Raw genomic sequence first — 24,326 nt, forward strand, 5'->3', positions numbered from 1 at the left:
GCCTTTTCTTGCTTTGGGTCATCCTGGAGCGCTTCAGGCCAGGATCTCGTGAGCGAGAAGACGCTTTGAGTCTGAGATGAAGCTTCGCTTCGAGAGAAACCCTTTTCGAGACTACGAAGAACAAGGAGAGAAAGCAGCTCCAATAGCATCACCAGGGTGGGTATTGAGTGTAGGGTCCGGGGTTTGGTGTAAAGAACCGACTGACCCATTCACAATTATCTGATGCTACTGAGAACTAGTAGCTGGCGACGCGTATTACCGTTGAAGCATGCCCTTAAATCTACTCACTTTGTCATCCTCACTTGATCTTGGTCACAATCTGGGCTGTGGGTCTTGATAAATGACGGGTCACCAATAACCAACAACGGACAACTATTTCTTCTGCTTGCAACTGACAACATGAAACTTGGAACTGTTCTTTCCGGTGGACGGTGGACCTTTGACGGACAACGTTGTCTTCGTCAGCGTACCGTGGAACTTTTAGCGCACAGCATGTGGAGATGTGATGATGATTTTGATCTCCGGTATCGCAACTCGGACTTCTTCAGAGAGGAACTTATACTTTTGGTGTTTATTGTATAATTTACCCAATAGGAATTATACCTTTGTACAATTTGGAGGTTTGGATGAGACCAGAAGATTTTTCAGCTGACTCTCCGGGAAGGGTTCAGAAAGTTTTAGGTTCCGGTTTTTCCTACTGGGCGTTTATTCCCGATCCGTTGCCGCCGAAGCTTGATTATGTAGATAGTCTTGTTGTTGCACTGGGGGAAGCTAATCGAGCAATGGGCGAATTCTCTGGATTGCTTGCGGGAAGTCCGGGCGCGAAATTGCTTACCCGCCCCCTATTGCGAAAAGAGGCAGTATCATCGTCTCAGATCGAGGGGACCACTTCAGAGATAACCGATCTTTACCTTTTCGAAGCCTCGGATGAGAGCTCAGGTTTGCCGGAGGACGTCAGGGAGGTTTCAAATTATCTGAAGGCTCTTGAATACGGTCTAGACAGGATCAAGTCCCTGCCAATCTCGACGAGGCTCTTCAGAGAGCTTCACGCCATTCTAATGAAGGACGTCAGAGGCGGGCATGCGTACCCGGGAGAGCTTAGAACGACACAAAATTGGATAGGTAAGCCAGGATGCGCGTTGAATGAAGCTGACTTCGTTCCCCCGCCTCCTGAAGAGTTGAATCGCTGCCTTTCAGATTTGGAAGTGTTTATCAACTTTGAATCGAAAATACCGCCTCTTGTGAAGCTGGCACTTGTCCATTACCAGTTTGAGGCAATCCATCCCTTCGTCGATGGTAATGGTAGGGTTGGGAGACTGCTGATCGCAATCCTGAAAACTTCATGGGGTCTGTTGGATCAACCCGGGCTATACCTGAGCGGGTATTTCGAAGCAAACCGACTGGAGTACTATTCGAGGCTGAGAAGCGTCAGTTTCGACGGTGAGTGGAATGCATGGGTACTATTCTTCACTGAGGCCGTGCTAGAGCAGTCAAACTTTGGGAAGCGGAAACTTCGAGAAATGATGAATCTGAGGAACGATTGGATACAACGCGTGAGATCTCTTTCGTCCTCATTGCCTCTGACTCTCATTGATCACTTATTTGAAAAACCAATTCTAACGATTCCACAGGCGAGTGAAAAGCTTGGTGTAACGTACGTTAGCGCGAGAAGGGCTATTGAGGCTCTGTGCAAAAATGGGATATTGACTCCGCAAGATGGAAGCAAGTACGCAAAGAAATTCATCGCTTCAGAATTATTGGAGATGATTAAGTGATGCTGCTTCGAAGGAAGCCTCTCAGGTCAACCGTCAACGGTTCATCGTTCTTCGAGAAGATCAATCGACGAGAAAGAGCGTTGTGGAGAGTTTCGCTGCGCTCACGAGAGAAGAGAGTGAGCCAGTCATTGGTGAAATGAGACGCAGTGCGTGCGAAGATCGTGCCGGGACGCAAGGCTAACAAGGATCATGCCAGGTCGCATTGCCCGAAAGAGCATCCGGGGACGCAAGGCTGCCTTCGGCAGGAAGCGATCTGAAAGCCAGTCAGGCTCCACCTGGCCAGTCTTTGCTTCGCAAAGGCCAGTCTCGCCTTCGGCGAGGCCAGTTTCGCTTCGCGGGCAAACATAGACAATCGAGAAAGAGAACATCGAGAGGTTCGCTTCGCTCACGAGAGAAGAGTGAGAGAGAAAAAACCAGTCAGGTTGGAATTACGCCGTCACAAGAACCTCTTTGATCTCACCTTGACTAAGAACAGAGAACAGATCATTCCTCTAGAGCGAAGAACACTGTTTTCTCTTTGGCGGCTGCCTGCTCTTCTCGGATGACGGCGGACCGTTGACGGGCAACGTTGTCTTCGTCAGCGACCAGCGGGTTCTCCACTTTTAAGCGTTCAGCGACCAGCGAAAAGCGGCTCTTCCAGCGATCAGCGGTTCTTCTGCCTAACGAAGTCGGCCTCGCCTCATGTCGCTGGAGTGGCGCGCTTGTTCTTGCGGCAAATTTCGATCTTTCAAACGCTGAGGTTAGATCGATTCTTCAGCAAACGGCAGAGAATCTGGGGCTAAAACAGGAACATTTGGGATACGGGCTGGTCAGGGTCGATCTCGCGGTTCAAGCGGCCTCTAGAAGTGTTCCTACCGATCCGGACCCAGATCCCAAACCCGATACTATAACGGTGTCAAGTATAAGTTATTCATTGAACAGAAATGCCAAGCATATGTATGTTTCGGTTCAGCTGGAGCCGATCGTTGTCGGAGCAAGTGTTTCTGTAGCGGTGTATCTCAACGGAGGAATCTTGCCATACTACACTGGAACAATCACTACAAACACGGCGGGTGTTGCCAAATTTACCGTTGTCAATACGCCGTCGGGGACTTATACGACCGTGGTAACTGATGTCACAGCTGTTGGGTACACTTGGGACAGTAAATTTCCGGATAAAAGTTATTTTAAGTAGCCAGTTCCACTACCTGAAGTATTACCTACGTATGAACATCAAAGTGCTTGTTTTTCGGCAAGCACTTTTTTTGTTTTTAATTCATTTGGTTCTCCGATCCGTTTGGAGAGTGATGGTTGGAATTCTTTTTTCCAGATGCTTAATGATGTACACTTTAATGGGAGATGTTGTTCTTACAGTCTTGTTCCGGAATTATCTCCCTTATAAAGTAACTTGACCTCGAGTGATTGGAGTTGTCATTTTGGAAAGGCGCGTTCTCCATGTTGTTTTCAGGCCGAGTCATCTAGCAGTTTCAAGAGCAATAGCGGATACCATTTCCGGAAAGCATTTACTTGTTGCATCTACCGAGTTTGATTTTGACTGCTATTCTTCTCATGAGCTTGATTCTAAGTTGTTCACTAAGATCATTAAGATTGAGAAACCAGATTTTCGTACTAGAAAACTGTATGATTACGGAGAAAGGATGAAGATTCAAAAAGTCAAAGAGTCGATTTTCTTGCTCAATAGAGAAGTCAGGACTTTCAATCCCGAATTTGTAGTAATATATAGCGATGAACACATCCTCTCAAGAATTGTGTTAGCTGACAAGAACTCGAAGTACATACTTATTGAAGATGGAATGGTTGCCTACAAGAAGACATCTCTGATGTCAAGATTAAGGAGAAAGCTTAGAGAAAACACCAGAGATTTCTTCTGGAAGACGGCTACAGGTTTTAAGATATCGCCTTGGGAGGGTTACGGGAGAACTGATTTTGTCGATTTGTTTGTGAAGTCATTCAATTCCAATCTCGATAATTCGAAGGTAAGAAAGGTGAAGGTACTTGGTTACCCATGTTTCATCGCTTCCTTAGGATTTCGCATAACAGATTTTCAGTTCCGATCAAAGTCGGAAAGAGCTTTATTCTTCATTGGACAAGGCCTGCAGGGCACTAATAGCTATCCCGATCATGAGTTCTATTCATTACTTGCAAAGTTGAGAGATGGTCTTTCCGGTCACTTTGAAAGATTCATATACCTTCCTCATCCAATGGAAAAAGGGAACTCCAAAAGAATTACTGACTGTGGATTCAGCGAAGTAGTTACTGGAAGAATTGCTGAGTTGACTGTTCTCACAAGTGGATACTCCTCTATTCAGGTATGCTCCTTGTCCAGTACAGCCCTCATTAACCTTTCATTTGTTGGAATTCCTTCATTTAGCTTAGCAAGTATGTTAGGCACGGATTTGTCCTTGTTATTCGGAGAGGAAGTGTTGGTGAATCTGAAATGTCCAAAGTCGTTTACAGATATTGTAGAAGTTGCAGAGAATTCCCCACCTGTTTCAGCAACCGCTGCAAGTGGTGAAGCAAGAGCTCTGGCAGAGACCTTTCACAGTGATCTACGCACCATTTTTGATTCATGAGACTTCCTAAAAGGTAACGGGCTTCAGAAGAACTTGCAGTAGCATATCCAGATTTTGGCAAGCTTAGTCTTCTGATGAAATGCAGTATGCCATTCTTACGATTTCTTCGCATTGACACAGTACATAGTGATATTATTGACTTGAAAAGTCGATGCAACCGGAGGAACGCATATGAAAACATTAATCACTGGAGCAGCTGGCTTTATAGGGTCTCACCTTACAGAATACCTTGTCGAGAAAGGCTTCGAAGTCAAAGCCTTCGTCCGTTACAACTCGAAAAACAACTGGGGCTGGCTCGAAGAATCTCCCCATTTAGATAAGATAGAAGTCTACACAGGCGATATACGTGATTTGTTCGCATTCCCAAGTATAGCGGAAAGCTTTGGAATCAGCCAAGTTGAATGAATGCTAACTGGCTTATCTGTGGTGGCGACTCGAAATGTCGGTAGCGAAGACATTGTCTTAGATGGGCATAATGGTTTTATTGTCTCTTCAAGGGATCCTAAGGAATACGCTGATTGCTTGTTGGAGGCCCTTACGAAGACTTGGGATCAGTATTTTATAAAACAATCTGCAGTAGAGAGATTCGGCTCAAACATAGTTTACGACAAATTGGTCAAGCTGTATGAGTCACTGATAGAGAATTACTATCAGGATGCGTAGCGAACATAGATCACCTTTTTTGGCTTAGATTCTATTGATAATGGCACCTTAGCAGATTCTGGTAGAAGACATCAGATAGCTTCTATGTAAAAGACCAAAGTGATTTCGTGAAATTCGTTGACTTAATCTTCGTATGAATAACGAGAAGCAAATCTGACTGCGTTTCTGAATGAATGTTTATAATCTTGAATCTAGCCTAGATGCATTTATTTCTACCAGCTCCGGATACTTCTTTAGAAAATCTATGATTTCGCGCCAGTTCATTTTGTTGGCATTATATTTCTCAACTATGATTCTCGCGAATTCTAGATCTTCAGGATAATCAACAGTGAGTCTGTACCTTGATAAATCTTCTTCCAGAGGCACCTCAATGAGTTTGAATAGCTCAGGGTGTCCTATTATATATGGTGTAACGTGCTCTCTTTCTCTTTCTTCTCTTGCATCTTTCCAGGCATTCTCAAGAGCTTCATACGTGAATACTTCAGTATCTAGGCCATGAGGCCAAGTCCTTTTCTTTATACGATTAGAGGCGTAGTGTGCACCAAACACTTTAAGGGTTAGAATCAGCAAATCAATGATCTGCGGATCGACAAATGGACAATCTGAAGTGATTCTAACTATTATGTCCGCTTTGAAATATGAAGCAGTCTGGAAGTACCTATCTAGAACATCATCTTCACTTCCTCTGAAAGAAGCAATTCCCTTCTCCTTGCACCATTCTGAGATCAAATTATCCTTATCAGATGTAGTGGTTGCAACGATCACTTTGTCGACGTATCTTGCCTGTTTTGCTCTTTCGACTGAATACTCAAGAAGGGGCTTATCGGCAATCAACTTCATTGTTTTGCCCGGCGTTCTCGTTGAACCGAGTCTTGCTTGTATAATTGCTGCTATCATCTCTTATTCACCTTATCGACTATCGCCTTAGCAGTTCTCAGAGCACCTCTTCCGTCAAACTGTGAGAACAATGGTGACAGCCGCTTCTCCTTGGAATCTTTTATGCTTATTTCCTGCAGAATCAATTCCGGAAGCTTTTCAAAATCAATATTCTCATACCATCCAAGATTTGTTATGCCAAAGCTCTCAAGCTTCTCGGCTATCAGTCTCTGGTTATCTGCGAGAGTGAAGATTACCGGCACACGATTCATTGTGAGTATTTCATATGTCGTTGAGCCGGAGGCAGAAACAACAATTGAGGCCTGAGCAATATGCTCTTTCAGGCTTGAAGGTCTATGAATCAGTTCGCAATCTTCAAGACTGTCAGATAACAACCCCAATTTCGTAATTTGGCTTTCCGAAAAGCCCGGACCAACGATAACTCTCTTTTTCAGAGGCAATTTCCCAAAAGCTTCCAGGAACCTTGGCATAAGATCGAAGAAATCTGATGCACCAGTAGTAATAAGCAAACCCTTCTCACTCAGATCTGAGCTTTCTAGATTCCAGTATTCGCTTTTCATCACTAGATACTTTGGGCCTAGCAAGAACCTCGTTCCATTCTTCTTGCGGATATAGTGCAAGTCTTTGGCATGAATATTTCCGTTAATGAGAATATCAGCGACCACTTCGGCGTAAACATCGTTGTTGTCATCGAAATGAACTAGAAAAAGCTCTTTTGCCAATTCTTCAATATAGCTGGAGTCGGCAAGATAGGAATCAAAAACCACAACTTCAGGTTTAATATTCTTGATTTTCTCTATGTCGTTGTAATCAAAGGTTTCTGAGCACACAAAATCAAATCCGTATTCGGCGATCTTGCTTTTTGCTTCCGCATTAGCAAGAAAGACACTGCTAACACCACACTGCTTCAGTGCTGTTGCAAGAGAGAGACATCTGAATAGATGACCGAAACCTATACTACTGCTCGCAGCAGTTTTAAACAGAACAGTTTTTATCTTGTTCTTCCCCATTCTTCTCTCAGGATAGACATTCTAGTAGTATCCATGAATTCTCCGCGCTTATAGTACTCCTGCCTAAAACGACCTTCTTCAACAAACCCCAGTTTTTCATACAGCCTCATCGCAGGCGAGTTGTTGGCAAACAGCTCTAGGTATATTTTGTTAATAGGCAGATTTCTGAATACGTATTCAAAGAAGATCCTACTGGAATCAAATGCGATTCCCTTTCCCTGAAAGCTTCTTGCTATCATTATCCCGAATTGAGCTTTCTGATGTCTGTAGTCAATGTCAGTCAATCTTATTTGCCCGGCTCTTTCAGATTTGAACTCTATTATCAGTTCTATGTTATTCTTCGCGGCAGATTGCAGCCAACTATTATGAGCGAAGTCATAGGTGGGAGGATCGGAAAAGAATTCGTCGGCGAATTCAAGATCATTTCTTATACCAAGCAAGAAATCTGTATCCTTTATACTTAGCGGACGAAGAAGTACATCTCCCTCTTCTAGAATCATTCAGGAACCCCCTTCTGGTTGGAAATTACCATAGCTTCCGGAGATATGTATTCTACTCTAATTCTTTACTTACTAAGCTCCAGCTTAACGGTGTTCCATATTCCGTATCAATAACAGCTCTTTTCCCGAGGATTTCCGGCAAGTGCTTTGGATGCAATCCATATCCGGGTCTTATAGATTTAACATTTTCTTCCGTGAATATTTCTCCCTTCTTCATGTTTTTCACTACGAAGAGAGATCGTGCCATGAGACGGCTTCTTTGTTGCTTTTTGTTGAGCGTATATGTTGTCTTGCCTATTGCCTTTTCGGCCTCTCTAACAGCACTTACCATCGTCTTAAATTCATCTGGTTCTAGAGAAAACGGTGCATCTGGTCCGCCCAGATTTCTATCAAGAGTTAGATGTTTTTCGATGATCTTTGCTCCTAGTGCAACTGAGAGAACGGCTGTTGTGATTGTATTTGTGTGATCGGATAAGCCAGCGACGACACCGAAAGTCTCCCCAATGTTTTCTATTGTCTTCAAGTTAGTCTCCTCTATCGGAGTCGGATAAGCGCTAACACACTTCAAAACTGCAATATCGTTGTTCTCGTGCTTCCTTATCGTTGACAAAGCCAATTCGATATCCGTCAGTGTGGCCATTCCAATTGAAAATATTATAGGTTTTCCCTTTTGAGCAATATAGTCTATGAGAGGAATATCCGTTATCTCGTACGAAGCGACTTTATGAACAGGAACATCTAGCTCTTCAAGGAAGTCAACCGAAGTCCTGTCAAATGGAGTGGAAAAGAAGATTAGCCCTTCCTCTTCCGCAATCTTTTTTAGTTTTGGCTGCCATTCCCACGGAGTGTATGCTTCCTTGTACAGCTGGTACAGATTCTTCCCTTCCCAGATGGTATCATCCAGCCTGAAATATTCGTTATTGCAGTCTATCGTCATGGTGTCAGGAGTGTATGTCTGAAGTTTAATGGCATCTGCGCCCGCATCTTTGGCCTTCTTTATAATCTCAACTGCATAATCGTACTTTTGGAGATGGTTGCACGACATCTCGGCCACAATAAATACTGGATGTTCATCGCCCACTAGACGATCTCCTATCTTGAATTCCACAAAGATCACCTCACTTTGTCAGACTCTTTATGGACTGTATTACGTAGTTCACTTCTTCGTTCTTCATTTTCGGATACATGGGTATAGAGAGTTCATGTTCATAGTAATACTCCGCATTTGGATAATCACCTTTTTTGAAGCCATAGTTATTTCTATAGTACGGCTGCAAGTGAACAGGAATGTAATGTACCTGGGCAAATATCCCCATTTCTCTGAGTTTTATATAGGCTTCTTTTCGATCTGTTTTTGTTACTAGAATAGGATAGAGATGATATGCGTGCCTCGAACTATATTGCTCGGGTTTTGGAGGCATCACAAGCCCTTCGATATCTTTGAAAGCTTCGTTGTACATGGAAGCTATTTCGTTTCTTCTATCCAGGAAACCTTCGATTTTCTTCAGCTGTGAAAGGCCAAGAGCGCATTGAAAATCTGTAAGCCTGTAGTTGAATCCAAGTTCCTGCATTTCGTAGTACCATGGTCCATCGTTTCTTTGCAGAAGAGCCGGATCTTTTGTTATTCCATGAGTGACAAAGATCTTCATTTTCTTATAGAATTCCTCATTGTCGGTCGTTATTGCTCCGCCCTCTCCAGTGGTAATATGTTTCACCGGATGAAAGCTGAATAGAGACATGTCCGCTCCTGTTCCAACCATCTTGCCATTCCTTTTCGCTCCAAGAGCGTGAGCCGAATCTTCAACTACAACTACGTTATGCCTTCTAGCAATTCCCATGATGGTCTCGATGTTTACCGGATAACCTGCAAGATCCACCGGAGCAATAACTTTAGTATTTGGCGTTATCGCTTCTTCGATCTTTGCGGTATCGATGCAATATGTTTTGAGGTCGATGTCCACAAATCTTGGCCTGGCCCCCAAATAGATTGCCGAATTCGAAGTGGCTACAAAGGTTATTGGAGAGGTAATTATCTCATCTCCAGGTCCAATTCCGGCAGCAAACATTGCCCCGTGGAGTGCGGAAGTTCCCGAGCTGAAAGCGACAGCATACTTTGCGCCAACATACTCAGCAATCTCCTTTTCGAATTCCTCGATATCCGGTCCTTGTGTTAGCCAGTCACTTTGAAGGACCTTTGCCACGGCTGAAATATCGTCTTCATCTATCCATTGCCTGCCGTAAGGGATATTATTCACCATTTGCCCCCTATAATTCTGGATTGCTTTCTATCCATTTTTTCGTCTTTTCAATGCCTTTCTCAAGTGAGAGTCTTGGCTCCCAATCTAGTAGTTCTTTGGCTTTCGTTGAGTTGCACTTGAGTCTCATGATTTCTGCTTGCGGGTGAATATGTGGAACGTGCATTATAAGCTCGGGAGTTCCTGCAATCTGTAAAGCGAGATCATTTATTGCAACATCGCTTCCCGTACCCGCATTTATTATCTGACCAAGAGCAAGATCGTTGTTGCCTGCCCTTATTATAAAATCTACGCAATCTTCCACGTATAACAAATCTCTTGTCTGTGTTCCGTCACCGTAGATTCTCAACGGTTCGCCCTTGAAAGCCTGTCTGATGAATATTGCCACAACCCCACCTTCCCCATTCGTCTTCTGGAAAGGTCCATATGTGTTGAACGGCCTGATGACGGTCGTTGGCAAACCATATGAGTAATAATACGAAAGAGTAAGCGCTTCTCCGCTCAGTTTCGCAGCCGCATATGGAGAGGCGGGTTTCGTTGGGTGTTCTTCTGTGATTCCTGATTCGTCATGACTGCGATCATAGACCATACAGGTTGACATGAATACGACTCTCGTCTTCTGTTTTCTGCAGTTTTCAAGAATATTGAAAGTGCCAATAATATCTCTTTCAATAGTCTGAACAGGGTTATCTATTGAATTTTGTACATTGATTTCGGCAGCCAAGTGATACACGATATCGTATTTCTCTTCAAAAAGCTTCTTTAGAATTCTCTCATTTCTTATATCGCCTTCCAAGAAATGGAGTCCAGTACTTTGGGAAAACTCTGATATGTTCTCTCTTCTTCCGTTTGAGAAATCATCAACAGCAAATACGGAATTTCCTTCGTCTAGTAATCGCTTTATCAACCAGCGGCCTATGAATCCCGCTCCGCCCGTTACAAGAGCTTTCATTGCTTCACCCCTTCTCTATTCAGTATATCCCAAATCATATCTTTTACTCGAAGATAATCGAGGATTGGCGCGTTCTCTGATGAATACATACTTATAGCGGCTGGTGTCGCGTTATCTTTGTAGTGGTTGATATAGTCATCTCTTTCTCCAAAAAAAGGCAGTACTGCAAACATGTCTTCAAGCTCCAAAGCTCTCATGCTCTCTTCTTCGGTCATAAGTTCCTCGTACATCTTCTCGCCGGGTCGCTTACCGATAACCTTTAACAAGTTATAATCGAAGTACTCCATAACACTTTTCGCAACATCTCCCATTCTGACAACCGGCATCTTCAGAACAAATATCTCTCCACCAAGAGATTCTGTCGCTGCCTTAAGAATCAACTCTACTGCTCTTTCCTTGCTCATTACGAAGCGAGTCATTTCCGGCTCCGTAAGGGTCAACGCTGCCTTCCTTTTTGCCTGCGCGACAAACAACGGAAGTACACTGCCACGACTCATCAAGATGTTTCCGAATCTGACCGAAACAAATTTCGTTCGAGAGGTCCCTCTGGAAAACTGTGCAGCACTCATTAGTCTCTCTGCTAGAAGCTTCGTCGCGCCCATTGTATTGGTTGGAGAAGCCGCTTTATCTGTGCTGGTATATACTACGGTCTTGGCATCGGCTTTAAGCGCAGCTTCAATAACATTCTGAACGCCGAGGACGTTAGTCTTAACAGCTTCAAAGGGATTATATTCGCAGGCAGGAACATGTTTCATTGCCGCGACGTTGAAGACGATGTCTATACCCTCCATGGCACGCTGAACCCTCTCTTTGTCGCGGACATCTCCTATGAAGAAACGAGTGTTTGCTGTGCTGGGTATCTCGTGCCCGCTATCGTCACTTTCTATTATTCCAAGCTCGTTCTCCATAATGAACTGCTTGTGCTCGTCTCTCGAAAAGAGCCGGATGACTTCCGGGTTTTTCTTGAGCAAGCTGTAGAACAAAGTCTTTCCAACAGTTCCCGTGCCACCGATTATCAGGATTTTCTCACCAGTAAACATTCTCTTCACCTTCACTAAAGCCAATTGAAATGCAACACTTCGCCGATATTCCATTATAATGCCGAGATGGATTATAGATAACTAATAGAGATCCTCTTCTAAGCTAATTGAGAATCACCAGAAATCTGTTATGACCCTGTATTGTATGCAAAGTGAAGAAGGCGGTTCCGTAAGCAGTTCAGCCCGGTTACATAACTCGTTTTCTCAACAAAGGCATTTGCGACTTCATGACTTCATTTTCGCCTGAGTTCAAGGCTCAACTGAGCATAAAGGGTAACGCCCACTACAGCGAGGCCTATAGGAAGCATCCAGATCCTCCAGAAAATATCTTCAGCTATCCTTAAGAATTCGCCTTTGTCACGTGGATTTCCTTAAGCATTGTTTGGACAAGGCCGGTTCAAGATACTTCGCTTTCCATTCTTCAACGGAAGAAAGATAGTTCTGCTCAAAGAAAACTTTCAGAGCAAGTTGCTGAGGCCAAAAAAGCCCCTTTTCAAAGAGCAAAGTTCCATCATCTTGTAAAGTGTATGCACCGGGGATACCATTCACTTTGAGCTGCTCTGGGGTTTTAACATATATAAACGGGCTAATCTCACTTATCCAGTACTTCCCGCTCCTATCCTTGAGCATATCAACTCCAAGCATAGCCTTTCCAATCTTGCTATAGGTTTCCAGGGCGATTCTAATTGCCTCGATAGGCAAGTCTTCTTTTATCACGATTCCACTCCCGGAAGCTCTGAAGTCATTGCCTTTGGGCTTCCGATAATATCCAAAGATCATATTCCCGATGATATTCACCCTTGTATCTACTCTATCGCTTTCCACAAATCGCTGGAAATAGACTAAGTTTTTCTGCCTGACGTACTTCAGATGCGTTCGCTTTCCGTAGACAGAGAATACTTGCCGGACAATTCTCTTCGCTTCTGAGGCGTTAGCAACTGAGAAGACTTCTTTAGAACCTGCTCCGAAAGATCCTTTTGAAACCAATGGATAACTTAGGTTTTCTGCCATAGTCTTGCTTTCATCATAGTCATTCGAGATGAAGGTCTCTATAACTGGAAGATTGTTGATAGATAAAATATATGTGGAGTATGCTTTGTCGTCACAAAGCAGCAAAGTATCATAATCTGGGAAGCAGACTTTGCCTAGTTTATTCTCAAGAATGTAGATTTTCCTCTTGATATCCTCCATTTGAAAAGGACCGTCTTTTGGCGACCAAATTATCAAATCGAATTTCGAAGCCCTCTGAATCCAGTCAGATCTGCGATATTCATAAATGGAATAAGGAAATCCATTCTTCTCCAAGAAGGTCGCGTACTTTGTCCAGTAGGGAACAGCATTGCAGTCTTGAGTCAGTCCTACAAAAGGTCTCTTAATCTTGTCAGGCCAATCGATTTTCACTTCCTCGGAGTGGAATTTCCCTGGATCATCAAAGGTCGGACTAGTAGACTCTGGAAACCAGAGAATCCTTTCCATCAATTTCCTCTTTGTTCCATCAAACAATACGTCTCCTCCGCTCTTATTCTTTTGTGGTACTTATCTGCTGCTCTCATTTGCTCGCTGACTACCTATAGAGTTCGAGTATCTCTTGTACAGTTATCTTCAGGAGGATCGTTGACGCTTTGAAGAAGCTAACTACGAGTTCTCTTCACACTATCATGAGAAGCTTCAATAATGAAATCAGAAATAGGCTTCATCTTAACAGCCCAATCTAGCTCCTTCACAGCGTGGTCCCTCAAGATTCTTCTACCATCTTCTCGTCCATTGTAGATCTCTATCGCCATCGTAACCAGTTCATCGATATCAATAGGGTCTTCACCATGCTCGACTTTCTTCACATATGGTTCGAGGCCAGTGAAATCGGGGTCATCAGTTGCGTGTACAAACGGTAAGCCTCTCGCGCAGAACTCTCTGTGTTTCAACGGCGAAGGATATTGCCCGCCGATCTTGTGCAAGGCAAGGGCCCCAATACCAATGTGGGATCTATCAAACAAATGATCCAGTTCCTTTCCATCAACAACACCGTGGAATATGACATTCCCGCCGATGTTCAAGCTACGCATCAATGCAAGCAAGTTATCAATTTCTTTTCCGTCCCCAGCGATGTTGAATAATATTTCATGGTCGCCATTATAGGCAGCAATCCCCTTCATAATTCGATCGTATCCATGATAGTTCGTGATTTTCCCAAGTCCAAGGAGCTCTACAGTTCTGTGCAGATAAGGAGTCTTTCTAACAGTCAATTCATCGACGCCAACGCCGTTAGTAGTCAGAAGCACTCCCTCCCTTTCAAAACCACTTACTCCTGAAACTCCAACAATAAGATCCACGTGTCTCTCCAGAATTGATGCAAAACTCCTCTCCAGAATACTCCGAGGCAGAGTGTGGGAGAGCCTGTATTCGCTTGTCCAAGGGTAGGTGGGATACTCCCAGATAATCTTGCACTGCCTAGAGAGAGTTCTTAAGAACCTCATGACTAAATGAGAAAGAGCAAATCTCCTGATGTATACTGCATCGATTTCCTTCTTCTCGCACCATTCCTGTGTGAAGCGCATGATTTGCGACAGAACCTGCTGATTCTTGATCCTCTTGAGTATGCTTGCCCTATTAGTAATAGATGCCATTCTGCTGCCAAAGTTAAAACAGGATTCTCTTTCAAACTTCGATTTGACAACTCTGTAAATGACAAACTCGGTATTTCTAAGGATTCCTAGAAATACCGAATGACCAAGCTTTTCGAATGCTACACACTGAGACCTGACTTTCTTGAGAAATCCCAGTGATTTCGACTCTTCGTTGAGGATCGTGAAATACAACAATGAGTTATTCATGACATCATTACTCCTAACGAAGACTGTTAATAAGATGCTAAGCCGTCGAGTCTTCAACCATGATTGTGACCGGCAAGATCTGTAAAAGTTTTATCATATTGAGTTCCAACTCTCTCCCATGAAAACTGCCTCACATGTTCCATCATTTGCTCTTTTCCCATCTTTTCTGCAGATTTCTCGATTGCTTCTGCTAGTTCTACCGAGTCGTATTTCTCGACAAGTTCAAAGCAATCTGGATGATAGATGTCCCTAACTCCTTCAAGATCTTTCATAGTAACAACTGGAAGTCCGCAAGCGAGCGCCTCAAGAAATACGAGGCCGAAAGCTTCTGAGATGGATGTTAGAACAAATAAATCACATTCGCTGTAAGCTTCGATAAGTTCGTCTCCCAGCAGTCTACCCTTGAAATGGATTCTTTTGGCCAGTCCATTTGCGTGCACGAAATCATGTAAATTATCGCTTTCAGGTCCGTCTCCAACAATCACATATTCGTAGTCTTCGGAGAGATGTTTCATTGCTTCAAGCACTTTGATATGATTCTTTCTCTTTATCAAGCTGCCCACCGTGATGAGCTTAATTCTATTGCTTTGTGTTCTGCCTTTCTCACTGAGATTCCTTTCTCGAATTTCAGACGCCCTATTCAGGAATTCATGTGAAATCCCGTTACCAATCACCGAACATAATTTCTCGCTGTAGCCTATTTCACTTACAATTCTGTCTCTTAACCCCGAACTCACACAAATGATGGGTATTTTGCTGACGTCAAGGAATCCGAAGAAGTCTTTGAGAAAAACTTTCAGATTATATCTAACTTCCTCCTCTTCCGATATACCATGGGAAGTGAAGGCAAAGGGAATACATGATTCCACGGCCGAGAGAATCATTGGCAAGCGATCGAGATTGTTGCCGTGTATGCTTATGATGTCAGGTTTGATTCGATCTATTAATTTTTTCCAGTAGAGTCTTACACCGAGAAACCTGGCTTCTTCAAGCAAAGAAGGATGTTCGTAATACTTCGCCACATTCTTTTCACTCTTAAGAAGCTTCCATACTATCTTTGGTGAGGCTTTGAATAGTTCCCACAGTTTTTTTCTCGGAAAAATGTGGAGAGCTTTCTCCGAACTCCCAGTGAAATCATGAAGTGTCGCCAAGTAGACTTCATGACCTAACTCCGACAGCGATCTTGCTATCTCATACGTTGCCATCGCGGCCCCGCCGGCGAACTGACCGCCTTGGTTCACAGGAGCCATCCCAGGTCCAATAAGTACTCTCACAGTAGATTCCCCCCTACTTGCTCATAAACTCCGAACAGGAACGGGTAATCCCCAAGTTTCCCTTTGCAATTAGCTCATTACTCTAAATGTCCTTCAAGTAGCTTGTCCAAAACGCTTACCAATCTAGTTCCAGAATCATTGACCATGAATCTGTCATCAACTAAAGTCAGATTCTGGTTAGTGCACTTATCAATTGCTTCGCCAACGGACCTTTCCTGGAAAACAACACCCAAAAAACCCTTCAAAGCTTCAAGATGCTTCTGGTGGTCTTCGAATCTCAGAACAACGGTTGGTACAGAGTACTGAAGAGCATCTAGTGCACATGTTGAAGAGATGGTCAAGTGAATATCTGCTATCTTAAGCAATTCAAAAACTGAGAATGTGGATACGATGACATTCTTATTCCGAAGGGCCGCGTACTTATCCTTCTGCTCACTGGGGTGTGGCTTAATTATTACGAAATAACCCCTTTTACTCAGCGAAGCCACGGCTTCGACATAAGCTTCCGCTTCGTAGATTGGTTGTGTACTGATCAAAGCCACTTGCCTACCTTTTGAATCATCTTTGATGCCTTGCACTTCAAGAATTGCTGGGGCGTTCCTAACTGACTCGATATAATAATTGCCCACCACATGTATGTTTTCCGCTCTGAAAAGAACGCTTTCACCTATAAGAATCTCTCTAAATGCCTCACCATACACGAGCATCTCATCCGGCGTGTCGCTTCTGACTACTTCATGTTTATATATATATCCAGCATGAAATCTGTTTATTATTCCGTGCTGGATCTCCACAACTGGGATTTCACGAAGCTTTGCCGCGTAGGTTAGCGCTCTTGAAGAAAGATTGTACGAACAGACCTCGAGTATTAGTTTCGGAGTGAGCCTTTCCAGAAGATCTTTCATCAAAGAAACCAGTGCGATATATCTTGGTATCACTTTGCGGATGCTTGCAGTGAACCTCTCAGCTGCTGATGAATCCAAGAATCCTACTATAAGGTTTTTTATTTTGCTGAGAATAGCATCAGTACGTTTTTGGTGACCTCCTGCTTTGATTAGGCTCTTTGTAAGAAGATTCATTCCTGATATTCTCTGCTTCGTAAATACGTTCTTCCCTGGATTAGGGACTGAGACATTAGGTATCTCGATAATCGAATAGCTATACCGAGTCAGTTTTCCAATCCAGTCGATGTATATATCAAACTCTGATCCTTCAAATTTTCTTCTGGTTGTGTTCGCAGATATCGCCAGAATCTTGTTTTCCTTGGGAAGCCTAAAATTCAACAATGACGAAGCCATCATTGAGAGCATTCTTAGACTCTTCGAATTAGCGTACCGAGAGCTAAAATCCCCCGTTAGGTGAGAATACAGACTTGTCCTCACCACATTCCAAAGGGGGATCTCATCTATTTGCAGTTCTGCGCATGAATCGCCTCGCTCTTCCTCTATCTTCGATATAAGGGATAGTGCCTTTGCGCTATCCATTAGCGAATATCCTTTGCAAAAGCCCCTTCAACGATCCTAGACCATACGCTATATGGAGAACAATGAATCCAACAAACGCAGGCAAGAGAAGAGCTGACTTTCCGGGTCTCAGTGAAATCCCTAACGATGCTATTAGCAATAACGAAATGTACAGAGTAATAACAACTAGATAGGGAATTCGCACGAAAGGCACCCATATGGAAATCAAACCAAATACAAGAAGGAAGGAGACGAAAAGGAATGGAACGATGTGCCTTAAGGAAAATGGCATGTTTGAGAACCGAGAACCTGCGATTACCCAATAACCATTTCCAAAGCTATTCCTCCACAGATCCCCGTAGGTCGACCTGGCGTAATAATTAAACTGTATGTCCGGGTAAAGAATGATTCTGCCTCCGGCACGCTTCAGTCTCAGATTCAGTTCGATATCTTGATTCCTAACAAGCTGCTCATTGAAATAGCCGATTCTGTCGAAAACCTCTCGTTTGTAGCAACCGAAAGGAGCAGTATCTACCTCTGTGGGTTTGGTTACGCCTGTCCTAAACTTGGCACCGCCAACTCCAATTGGATGAGATAAGACTTCGGCGATAGCTCTTCCCACGGGAGAGTTTACACGAGGCTCCGTTTTCACTACTCCACCCACATTGTCTGCACCGCTTTCTATAGCATGCTGGACGCATTTAGAGATGTAGTCCGATGGCATTTCACTGTGTGCGCCGCTGAAGAATATGTATTCCCCTTTTGAAGCTTTCACTCCTAAGTTCATCGCAACGGGAGTTATCTTCTTTTCGTTGTCAATTAACATTACTCTGTTGTCTCTTAATGAGATTTCGTTGACGATATCTCTTGTTCCATCTTCACTCATTCCATCAACCACGATTACCTCTATGAGTTCTCCGGGGTAGTCGCAGGCTAGAAATGACTTAACGCATCTCTCGATGAACTTTTCTTCGTTTCTGGCAGGTATTATAACCGAGACCCTTGGAAGCTTCAAACTCCTCACCACATCTCTGCTTCAAAAAAGCATTTCGCGATGCATTGTATCTGAAAGATTCTGTCCATAGATGTAATAGATATTATCCGAATCTAACCGGCGCTCCCTCTCTTGCCGATTTGTATATTCCAAGAATGATTTCCACGGACTTCTTGCCTTCTTCTCCATTGACAAAAGGCTCGCGATCTTCGATGATTGCCCTGGCGAAGTCTTCAAAGGCCGTTATATGACCAGAGCCATAAACCGTTTCCGGGTCTGGAAGATTCATGAAAGGGTGTGAATCCTCACCTTCGAATCTCCAGGTCTGGATCTTGTTTACTGCCAGTCCACCGAGGACAACTGTTCCCTTTTCACCGAAGACAGAGAGAGTCTCTTCCAGATTCTTCGGATATACATTTGCCGTTCCTTCGATTATACCAATTGATCCGTTCTTGAATCTAACAATCGCGGCTCCAAAGTCCTCTGTCTCAATATATGGATGATTGTAGTTCTCGGTCATTGCAAATATCTCTTGGACTTCCCCTCCAAGCATCCACTGGAGAAGGTCTATGTTGTGCGCGCACTGGTTCATGATCGTTCCGCCATCCATCGCCCATGTTCCTCTCCAGCTGGCTTGTTTGTAGTACTCTTCGTTTCTGTTCCAGAGAATTCGTGCAGTTGCGGTGAAGACTCTTCCAAATTTACCGGAATCGATCGCTTTTCTCAGCTCCTGAACGGGAGGGTTAAACCTGTTCTGAACACAGACGGCGAGTTTCAACTTCTTTTCTCTCGATAGGGCTATCATTTCGTCCATGTGCTCTGAAGATAGTGCCATAGGCTTTTCAACGAGAACATGCTTTCCCGCCGAAAGAAAATCTATAGTGTTCTTGTAATGATTCCCGCTTTCGGTGGCGATGGTGACGAAGTGGATATTTGTCGAGAGTAAGTCTTTGTAGTCGGAGATTACGACTGGACGTTGGAGATCACACTCGGATGCTGGAGAGGAAGAGTCTATTTCTTGGCCGTGCTGGGTATCTTTTTTCTCTCTTATTCTCTCTTTTTCTCCGCGAACAAGCGATATCTCCTGTCTCTTCATATATTCTTCTGCAGCTCTCTCGGCTTTCTCCGGCACCAGATCACAGACTGCAACGAGATCGATTAGATCACTGTTGGCTGCAAAGGCCTCTATGTGTTTCTTTGTTCCGATTCTTCCGCAACCAATTAGGGCGGCGGTTAGTTTTTTCATGTGGTCACTCCAATCGTTTTGGGGTATCGAGAAAGAGCACCGTCGAGAAGGCGAGACGACACTTCGTGTCGAGAAAAGACCAGTGGGAAAAGATCATCTCTTCTAGCATCATTTTTCCTTTAGGCCTGATGTTGAAACACTCTTCCTTCTAATTGACGAGATTAGATTCATCAGCATCCTTCTCAGTCCTTCATAACTCTCTGTCAGACTTGAGTAATCAACCTCGTTGAGATATCCAAGTCTCTTTGAAATATCGATTTGAGTTCTTAGTTCCATTAGTGATCCTCTCGCGTTATATAGAAAATGCAAATATTCTTTCGAGTGGCCCCTACCATTGCCTTCAGCGATGTTCGACGGTATAGATACAGCTGCTCTTCTCATCTGCGAAACAAGACAGTATCTCTCTTCTTCTGGAAAGCTCCTTGTTAGCTTGTAGACGCTCTCAACAAAGCTCATTGACACTTCGTAAATCTCCATTTCGAAAAAAGCCATTCTTACCTTCTTCTCTCCTTTCTCTCTTACTCTCGGCGATGCTCCTCGCCTTCTCGAAAGTATCGCTTTTCACCAACAACCTACAACGCACAACGAACAACGGTTCCTAAAGAGCTTCAATGTTTATTGCTGTGATTCCCATTTTTTTCAAGACGTTTTTCGCATCGAAGATGTATTTCGCGTTCTTGACTATCATCGGATAGTTTATGAGTTTTTTGTGAGCCGTTGTTATTAAGACGACGTCGGATCCTATGATCAGATCTTCGGTGAGGTTGACAGTCTTCATGGTCTTTCCCTCCCACATGAATTCGGGGACATAAGGATCTACAACAGAGACGTGGGCATGGTTTTTCTCGAGGTGTTCGAGGACTTTGAGCGCCGGTGACTCTCTCATGTCTTCGATGTCTTCTTTGTATGCGATTCCGAGCATGACAACCTTGGCTCCATTCATACATTTGCCTCGTTCGTTCAATGCCTTCATGATTCTAGTTACTACATATTCGGGCATAGAATCGTTTATCTCTCCGGAGAGCTCAATGAGGCGAGTATGATAGTCATACTTGCGGGCAATATACGTGAGATAGAAGGGGTCGATGGGGATGCAGTGGCCGCCGACTCCAGGACCGGGGAAGAAGGGCATGAATCCGAAAGGTTTTGTGGAAGCGGCATTGATTACGTCCCAGATATTGATTCCCATCTTGTCGGCAACGACTGCCATTTCGTTAATTAAGGCAATGTTGACTATTCTGAATGTGTTCTCGAGTATCTTCGTCATTTCCGCCTCTTTCGGAGATGAAACAACAAAGACTTCGGCGTCCAAGACAGATTCATACAAAAGCTTAGCCATCTCGGTCGATTCTGGGCCTACTCCTCCGACGACTTTCGGAGTGTTCTTCGTCTTGAACCTGAGGTTTCCCGGGTCGACTCTCTCGGGACTGAACGCCAAGTAGAAGTCGTTTCCACATACAAGGCCGGTTTCTTCGAGGATAGGTTTCATGACATCTTCTGTCGTTCCCGGATATGTCGTTGATTCGAGTACCACGAGCATGTCTTTGTGGAGTCTCTTTGCAACGTCTTCGGTCGATTTGATTACGTATGTAAGATCCGGTTGCTTGAAGACGTCAAGGGGAGTGGGAACACAAATAGCTATGACGTCGCAGCCAGAGAGTTCATCGAAATCAGACGTCGCCCGAAGATGACCATCTGAAACGATCTTTTCCAGATCCGCGTTCACAACATCGCCAATGTAGTTATGACCTTCATTTACCATCTGGACTTTGCTTTCCTGGATATCGAAACCAATAACCTTGTATCCAGCCTTGGCCTTCTCAACAGCCAGGGGCAGACCAACGTAGCCCAGACCTATTACTCCTATTACTGCTGATCTATTAATTATAAGCTCTTTTAACATTTTTGACCTCCTTGATTAACTCCAAGTTTGTAGAAAGCCATTCACATTTCTGACGATTGTCACTCCATCTGATTTGGAAACCCCTTCAAGAAGTCTTTCGGCTTCTCTAAGCCCCGTTTTGACCAAGAAGACTTCTGCTCCAATAGACAAACCAGCTTCTAGGTCAGCTTCAGAATCACCGATGATTCCTACACGACCCATATCGAATTCCTTTAATGAGATGTTTTTGAGTAACCATTCCTTCTTTGTTATTTGCTTTTCAGGATCTAGAATAACTGATCTATCAAAAAAAAGATCATACAAACCGAGGTTCTTTAGCTGTGAGAGGTAATTCTTTTCACTTCGTCTGTAGGTCAGAACTATGTAGTCACTGATCTTCTCAAGCAGAGTACTATCAAGAATGAGCACATCATAGGCGAGATAGTCCTGCTTTTCAAGTGATTCTCTCTTGAATTCCCTGTAAACTTCATAGGATCCAAGCCTCTCAGGTTCACGTGTTAAATGAACTAGGAGGTTCTTGTCATCAGTTAAGACCTTCTTACATGTTTTGTATTGATCAAAAGTCAGGCCTTGGATATTCCAGTAATCCTGGAAGACTCGATAGAACCTGTACCAAACATCTGTTATGGTTCCGTCGAAATCCAGTATCAGCATTGCGGTTCCTCAAAAATCTCTGAAAAGTATCTGAACATGATTCGGTGCTTTTTGTCAATCACACATTCGTTGGATTCAATCTTCATTCCAGAAAGCTCCTTGAGCATGATCTCAGGTATATCGAGACCACTTTTAATTGTCAAAGGTAATCCTCCAGAGGCAAACCTAAGGTTCACATCCGTGAATACTATTCGAGAATTGTCTGTTAAGAAAAACTGGAAATTCGCGGGACCAATAATTGTGTATCTTCTGGAGATTGTTTCTATTAGTGAGGTCACTTCTATGTCGTAATTGTTTTCAGTTATTATAGCAGCTCCTCCAAGATTTTTAACTCGAATGCGTTGATTGAGGCCTAGTAATCTTCCTTCAAGAGAAAAGTATGTATCTACTGTATACTCTTTTCCTTGTAGATACTCTGTGACAAGATAGTCTTCCTTTAGTTTTTCGATCCATCTCAGCTCTTCGCGATTGCTAATGATCCTAGTGTTTTTACTGCCGCTTCCACGAATGGGTTTAATGAAAAGTGGTAAGAAGAAATCAGCGATGTCCTCTTGGAATCTCTTTGGGGTGTCAATTCCTAGTTCGTCCAGGTTGTTATAGAGATTCTCCTTATTATCTAATGCCTCATAAGTTTGAAGGGGACTTATCATAAAGTTTGTTCTTGTAAGTTTTCTAATCCTATCAGACTCTCTAGAAACAACAAATCCTTCTGCGGAGTGAGTGGGAATGTAAATGTCTATTCTCTCGCTATTAAGTAGATATATTAGGGATTCAACGAAACCGTCAGAATCCACTGGAGGAAGAACAAAGAGTTCATCCAAGAAGTACTTGGTAGGATTCTTGTCAGACACATCAAACCCAAGCACGCTCTTTTCTTCTATCCAACTAAGGTCATGAATATGTCTTGAAAGGTAAGTTCCGGTTAGTCCACCGCAGCACCCTATTAGGATTCGCATATGCAAGAACTCCTCAAAACTAAGATATCCTTTGTTCTTTTGACACAGTACTCAATCTCTTCGTCCGTCATTTCAGGGAATATCGGTAGGGCAAGTGTCTCTTCACAGGCCTTCTCGGTCACGGGAAATTCCCCCGTCTTATAACCGAGGTACTCAAAGCACTTCTGCTGGTGCAGGCCCATGGGATAGTAGATCGATGTGCCGATACCGTTACTTGCCAGATAATCTCTCAGGCTGTCTCTCTCTTCTCTACTGAAGCCTTCAAATCTCACCACATACTGATGGAAGACGTGAGAGAAGCGATAATCGTTAGCCGTCGCCGGTTCACCGTCCGCCGAATAAGGAACAGAGGGGCAGTGAATTACGACATCGTTGTGGGTTGTGGGTTGTGCGTTGTTCGAAAGAGAACTATCTTTACCCACAACCGACAACCTACAACATACAACGTTCAAGCCGTTCTTTATCATCTCGGCTTGATACTTCTCGGCTATTTTAATTCTTCTTCTTTCATATTCTTCCAGGTGTTTCAGCTTTATATTCAGAACTATGGCCTGGAGTTCGTCCAGTCTCGAGTTTATGCCTATCATTTCATGAACGTATTTCACGGGTGAGCCATGGACCCTGTAGCTTCTGCAGAATGCCGCGAGTTCGTCGTCATCTGTTGTGATCATCCCGCCGTCGCCATAGGCACCCAGGTTCTTCGTCGGAAAGAAAGAGAAGGTCGACAAATCTCCGATCGAGCCTGTCATAATAGTAGACCCGTCTGGATGGTTCCATCTTGCCCCAATCGACTGTGCGCAGTCTTCGATTATCTTAACTCCGTATATCTCTCTTATGTTCTGGAGTCTCTCAAGATTCATAGACTGGCCGAAGAGATGAACCGGGATTATCGCTTTGATCTTTTCTCTTTCAGGATGGGTTTGCAGCAGTTCTTCAACCTTGTCAAGGTCGATATTGTATGTTACCGGGTCGATATCTGCGAAAAGAGGGGTGGCGCCGTTTCTGGTAATACAACTGACCGTTGCGAAGAAGGTATAGGGAGTCGTAATTACATAGTCTCCGGGGCCTATTCCGAGAGCGGCCACTGCTATGAGAAGGGCGTCCGATCCATTTGCGACTCCAATCGCATGCTTTGCTCCAATTAGATCGGCTACGCTTCGTTCCAGCTCTCGTACAGCTTCACCTAAAATCACCCTTCCGCCTAGAAGAGCCTCGTCTATCTCCTGGAGAACCTCTTCTCTTAACTCATCGTATTGCCTTGTCAAATCGAATAGTGGTATATCCATAGAACCTCCATGTTTCTGTCGAGAGGACGCCTGTACTTGGAGAAGATGGAGCCG

At 43.8% G+C, this 24,326-nt stretch carries 22 protein-coding genes and 1 pseudogene; 5 read left to right on the forward strand and 18 right to left on the reverse strand.

The genetic code is table 11. The features are described 5' to 3' along the window. Positions 1-626 precede the first annotated feature (626 nt). The 5 genes and pseudogenes from Q502_RS06205 to Q502_RS06225 all read left to right on the forward strand — a co-directional run bounded on the left by Q502_RS06205 (position 627) and on the right by Q502_RS06225 (position 5,011). Complete coding sequence (locus Q502_RS06205) at positions 627-1,775, forward strand: Fic family protein (RefSeq protein ID WP_102819140.1); 1,149 nt, start codon at positions 627-629, stop codon at positions 1,773-1,775. A gap of 568 nt (positions 1,776-2,343) precedes the next feature. Then, complete coding sequence (locus Q502_RS06210; protein WP_258001929.1) at positions 2,344-2,949, forward strand: hypothetical protein; 606 nt, start codon at positions 2,344-2,346, stop codon at positions 2,947-2,949. 241 nt (positions 2,950-3,190) lie between these two features. Continuing rightward, on the forward strand, positions 3,191-4,348 hold the full coding sequence (locus tag Q502_RS06215) for a polysialyltransferase family glycosyltransferase (protein WP_103134271.1): 1,158 nt from the start codon (positions 3,191-3,193) through the stop codon (positions 4,346-4,348). Between the two features lie 171 nt (positions 4,349-4,519). Further along, positions 4,520-4,726: pseudogene (locus Q502_RS06220) on the forward strand (GDP-mannose 4,6-dehydratase); the annotation flags it as partial. A 27-nt stretch (positions 4,727-4,753) separates the two neighbouring features. After that, positions 4,754-5,011, forward strand: a complete 258-nt coding sequence (locus Q502_RS06225) for a glycosyltransferase (RefSeq protein ID WP_102819145.1) — start codon at positions 4,754-4,756, stop codon at positions 5,009-5,011. 177 nt (positions 5,012-5,188) lie between these two features. On the opposite strand, the gene Q502_RS06230 is transcribed toward Q502_RS06225, so the two are convergent. The 18 genes from Q502_RS06230 to Q502_RS06315 all read right to left on the reverse strand — a co-directional run bounded on the left by Q502_RS06230 (position 5,189) and on the right by Q502_RS06315 (position 24,272). Continuing rightward, positions 5,189-5,908 carry a cytidylyltransferase domain-containing protein gene (locus tag Q502_RS06230; RefSeq protein ID WP_102819146.1) on the reverse strand — a complete coding sequence of 240 codons (720 nt, stop codon included), beginning with the start codon at positions 5,906-5,908 and terminating at the stop codon, positions 5,189-5,191. Further along, a complete protein-coding gene (locus Q502_RS06235; RefSeq protein ID WP_102819147.1) occupies positions 5,905-6,918 on the reverse strand; it encodes a PseG/SpsG family protein in 1,014 nt (337 codons plus the stop codon). Before Q502_RS06235 ends, Q502_RS06230 begins: the two co-directional genes overlap by 4 nt. Further along, positions 6,900-7,418, reverse strand: coding sequence for a GNAT family N-acetyltransferase (locus tag Q502_RS06240; protein ID WP_102819148.1), 519 nt, complete (start codon positions 7,416-7,418; stop codon positions 6,900-6,902). The genes Q502_RS06235 and Q502_RS06240 overlap by 19 nt, the downstream gene beginning before the upstream one ends. Positions 7,419-7,470: 52 nt before the next feature. Then, positions 7,471-8,535: a pseudaminic acid synthase gene (pseI, locus tag Q502_RS06245; protein ID WP_180977944.1), complete on the reverse strand. Its 1,065-nt coding sequence runs from the start codon at positions 8,533-8,535 to the stop codon at positions 7,471-7,473. A 1-nt stretch (position 8,536) separates the two neighbouring features. Beyond that, entirely contained in the window at positions 8,537-9,676 is a 1,140-nt protein-coding gene (pseC, locus tag Q502_RS06250) for a UDP-4-amino-4,6-dideoxy-N-acetyl-beta-L-altrosamine transaminase (RefSeq protein ID WP_180977945.1), read from the reverse strand. Between the two features lie 7 nt (positions 9,677-9,683). After that, complete coding sequence (locus tag Q502_RS06255) at positions 9,684-10,625, reverse strand: dTDP-glucose 4,6-dehydratase (protein WP_102819150.1); 942 nt, start codon at positions 10,623-10,625, stop codon at positions 9,684-9,686. Further along, positions 10,622-11,665 (reverse strand): polysaccharide biosynthesis protein, encoded by a 1,044-nt coding sequence (locus Q502_RS06260; RefSeq protein WP_102819151.1) that lies wholly within the window; start codon positions 11,663-11,665, stop codon positions 10,622-10,624. Before Q502_RS06260 ends, Q502_RS06255 begins: the two co-directional genes overlap by 4 nt. A gap of 357 nt (positions 11,666-12,022) precedes the next feature. Further along, positions 12,023-13,168 carry a RimK family alpha-L-glutamate ligase gene (locus tag Q502_RS06265; RefSeq protein ID WP_102819152.1) on the reverse strand — a complete coding sequence of 382 codons (1,146 nt, stop codon included), beginning with the start codon at positions 13,166-13,168 and terminating at the stop codon, positions 12,023-12,025. Positions 13,169-13,296: 128 nt separating this feature from the next. Continuing rightward, complete coding sequence (locus Q502_RS06270) at positions 13,297-14,496, reverse strand: hypothetical protein (protein WP_102819153.1); 1,200 nt, start codon at positions 14,494-14,496, stop codon at positions 13,297-13,299. Between the two features lie 53 nt (positions 14,497-14,549). Continuing rightward, on the reverse strand, positions 14,550-15,770 hold the full coding sequence (locus tag Q502_RS06275; protein ID WP_102819154.1) for a glycosyltransferase family 4 protein: 1,221 nt from the start codon (positions 15,768-15,770) through the stop codon (positions 14,550-14,552). Positions 15,771-15,847: 77 nt separating this feature from the next. After that, positions 15,848-17,254: a polysialyltransferase family glycosyltransferase gene (locus Q502_RS06280; RefSeq protein ID WP_102819155.1), complete on the reverse strand. Its 1,407-nt coding sequence runs from the start codon at positions 17,252-17,254 to the stop codon at positions 15,848-15,850. Then, complete coding sequence (locus tag Q502_RS06285; RefSeq protein ID WP_102819156.1) at positions 17,247-18,257, reverse strand: glycosyltransferase; 1,011 nt, start codon at positions 18,255-18,257, stop codon at positions 17,247-17,249. The genes Q502_RS06280 and Q502_RS06285 overlap by 8 nt, the downstream gene beginning before the upstream one ends. Before the next feature lie 73 nt (positions 18,258-18,330). Next, positions 18,331-19,473, reverse strand: a complete 1,143-nt coding sequence (locus Q502_RS06290; RefSeq protein ID WP_102819157.1) for a Gfo/Idh/MocA family protein — start codon at positions 19,471-19,473, stop codon at positions 18,331-18,333. 108 nt (positions 19,474-19,581) lie between these two features. Next, the gene (locus tag Q502_RS06295) at positions 19,582-19,965 is read right to left on the reverse strand and encodes a four helix bundle protein (RefSeq protein ID WP_102819158.1); all 384 of its coding nucleotides are present in this window, start codon (positions 19,963-19,965) and stop codon (positions 19,582-19,584) included. A 106-nt stretch (positions 19,966-20,071) separates the two neighbouring features. Next, complete coding sequence (locus tag Q502_RS06300) at positions 20,072-21,376, reverse strand: nucleotide sugar dehydrogenase (RefSeq protein WP_102819159.1); 1,305 nt, start codon at positions 21,374-21,376, stop codon at positions 20,072-20,074. A 15-nt stretch (positions 21,377-21,391) separates the two neighbouring features. Beyond that, positions 21,392-22,030 carry an HAD family hydrolase gene (locus Q502_RS06305; protein ID WP_102819160.1) on the reverse strand — a complete coding sequence of 213 codons (639 nt, stop codon included), beginning with the start codon at positions 22,028-22,030 and terminating at the stop codon, positions 21,392-21,394. Continuing rightward, complete coding sequence (locus tag Q502_RS06310; protein ID WP_102819161.1) at positions 22,024-22,986, reverse strand: ATP-grasp domain-containing protein; 963 nt, start codon at positions 22,984-22,986, stop codon at positions 22,024-22,026. Before Q502_RS06310 ends, Q502_RS06305 begins: the two co-directional genes overlap by 7 nt. Further along, positions 22,974-24,272 (reverse strand): DegT/DnrJ/EryC1/StrS aminotransferase family protein, encoded by a 1,299-nt coding sequence (locus Q502_RS06315; protein ID WP_102819162.1) that lies wholly within the window; start codon positions 24,270-24,272, stop codon positions 22,974-22,976. Before Q502_RS06315 ends, Q502_RS06310 begins: the two co-directional genes overlap by 13 nt. Positions 24,273-24,326: the final 54 nt, after the last annotated feature.

This window comes from Mesotoga sp. Brook.08.YT.4.2.5.2., from assembly GCF_003351125.1.
Taxonomy (GTDB): domain Bacteria; phylum Thermotogota; class Thermotogae; order Petrotogales; family Kosmotogaceae; genus Mesotoga.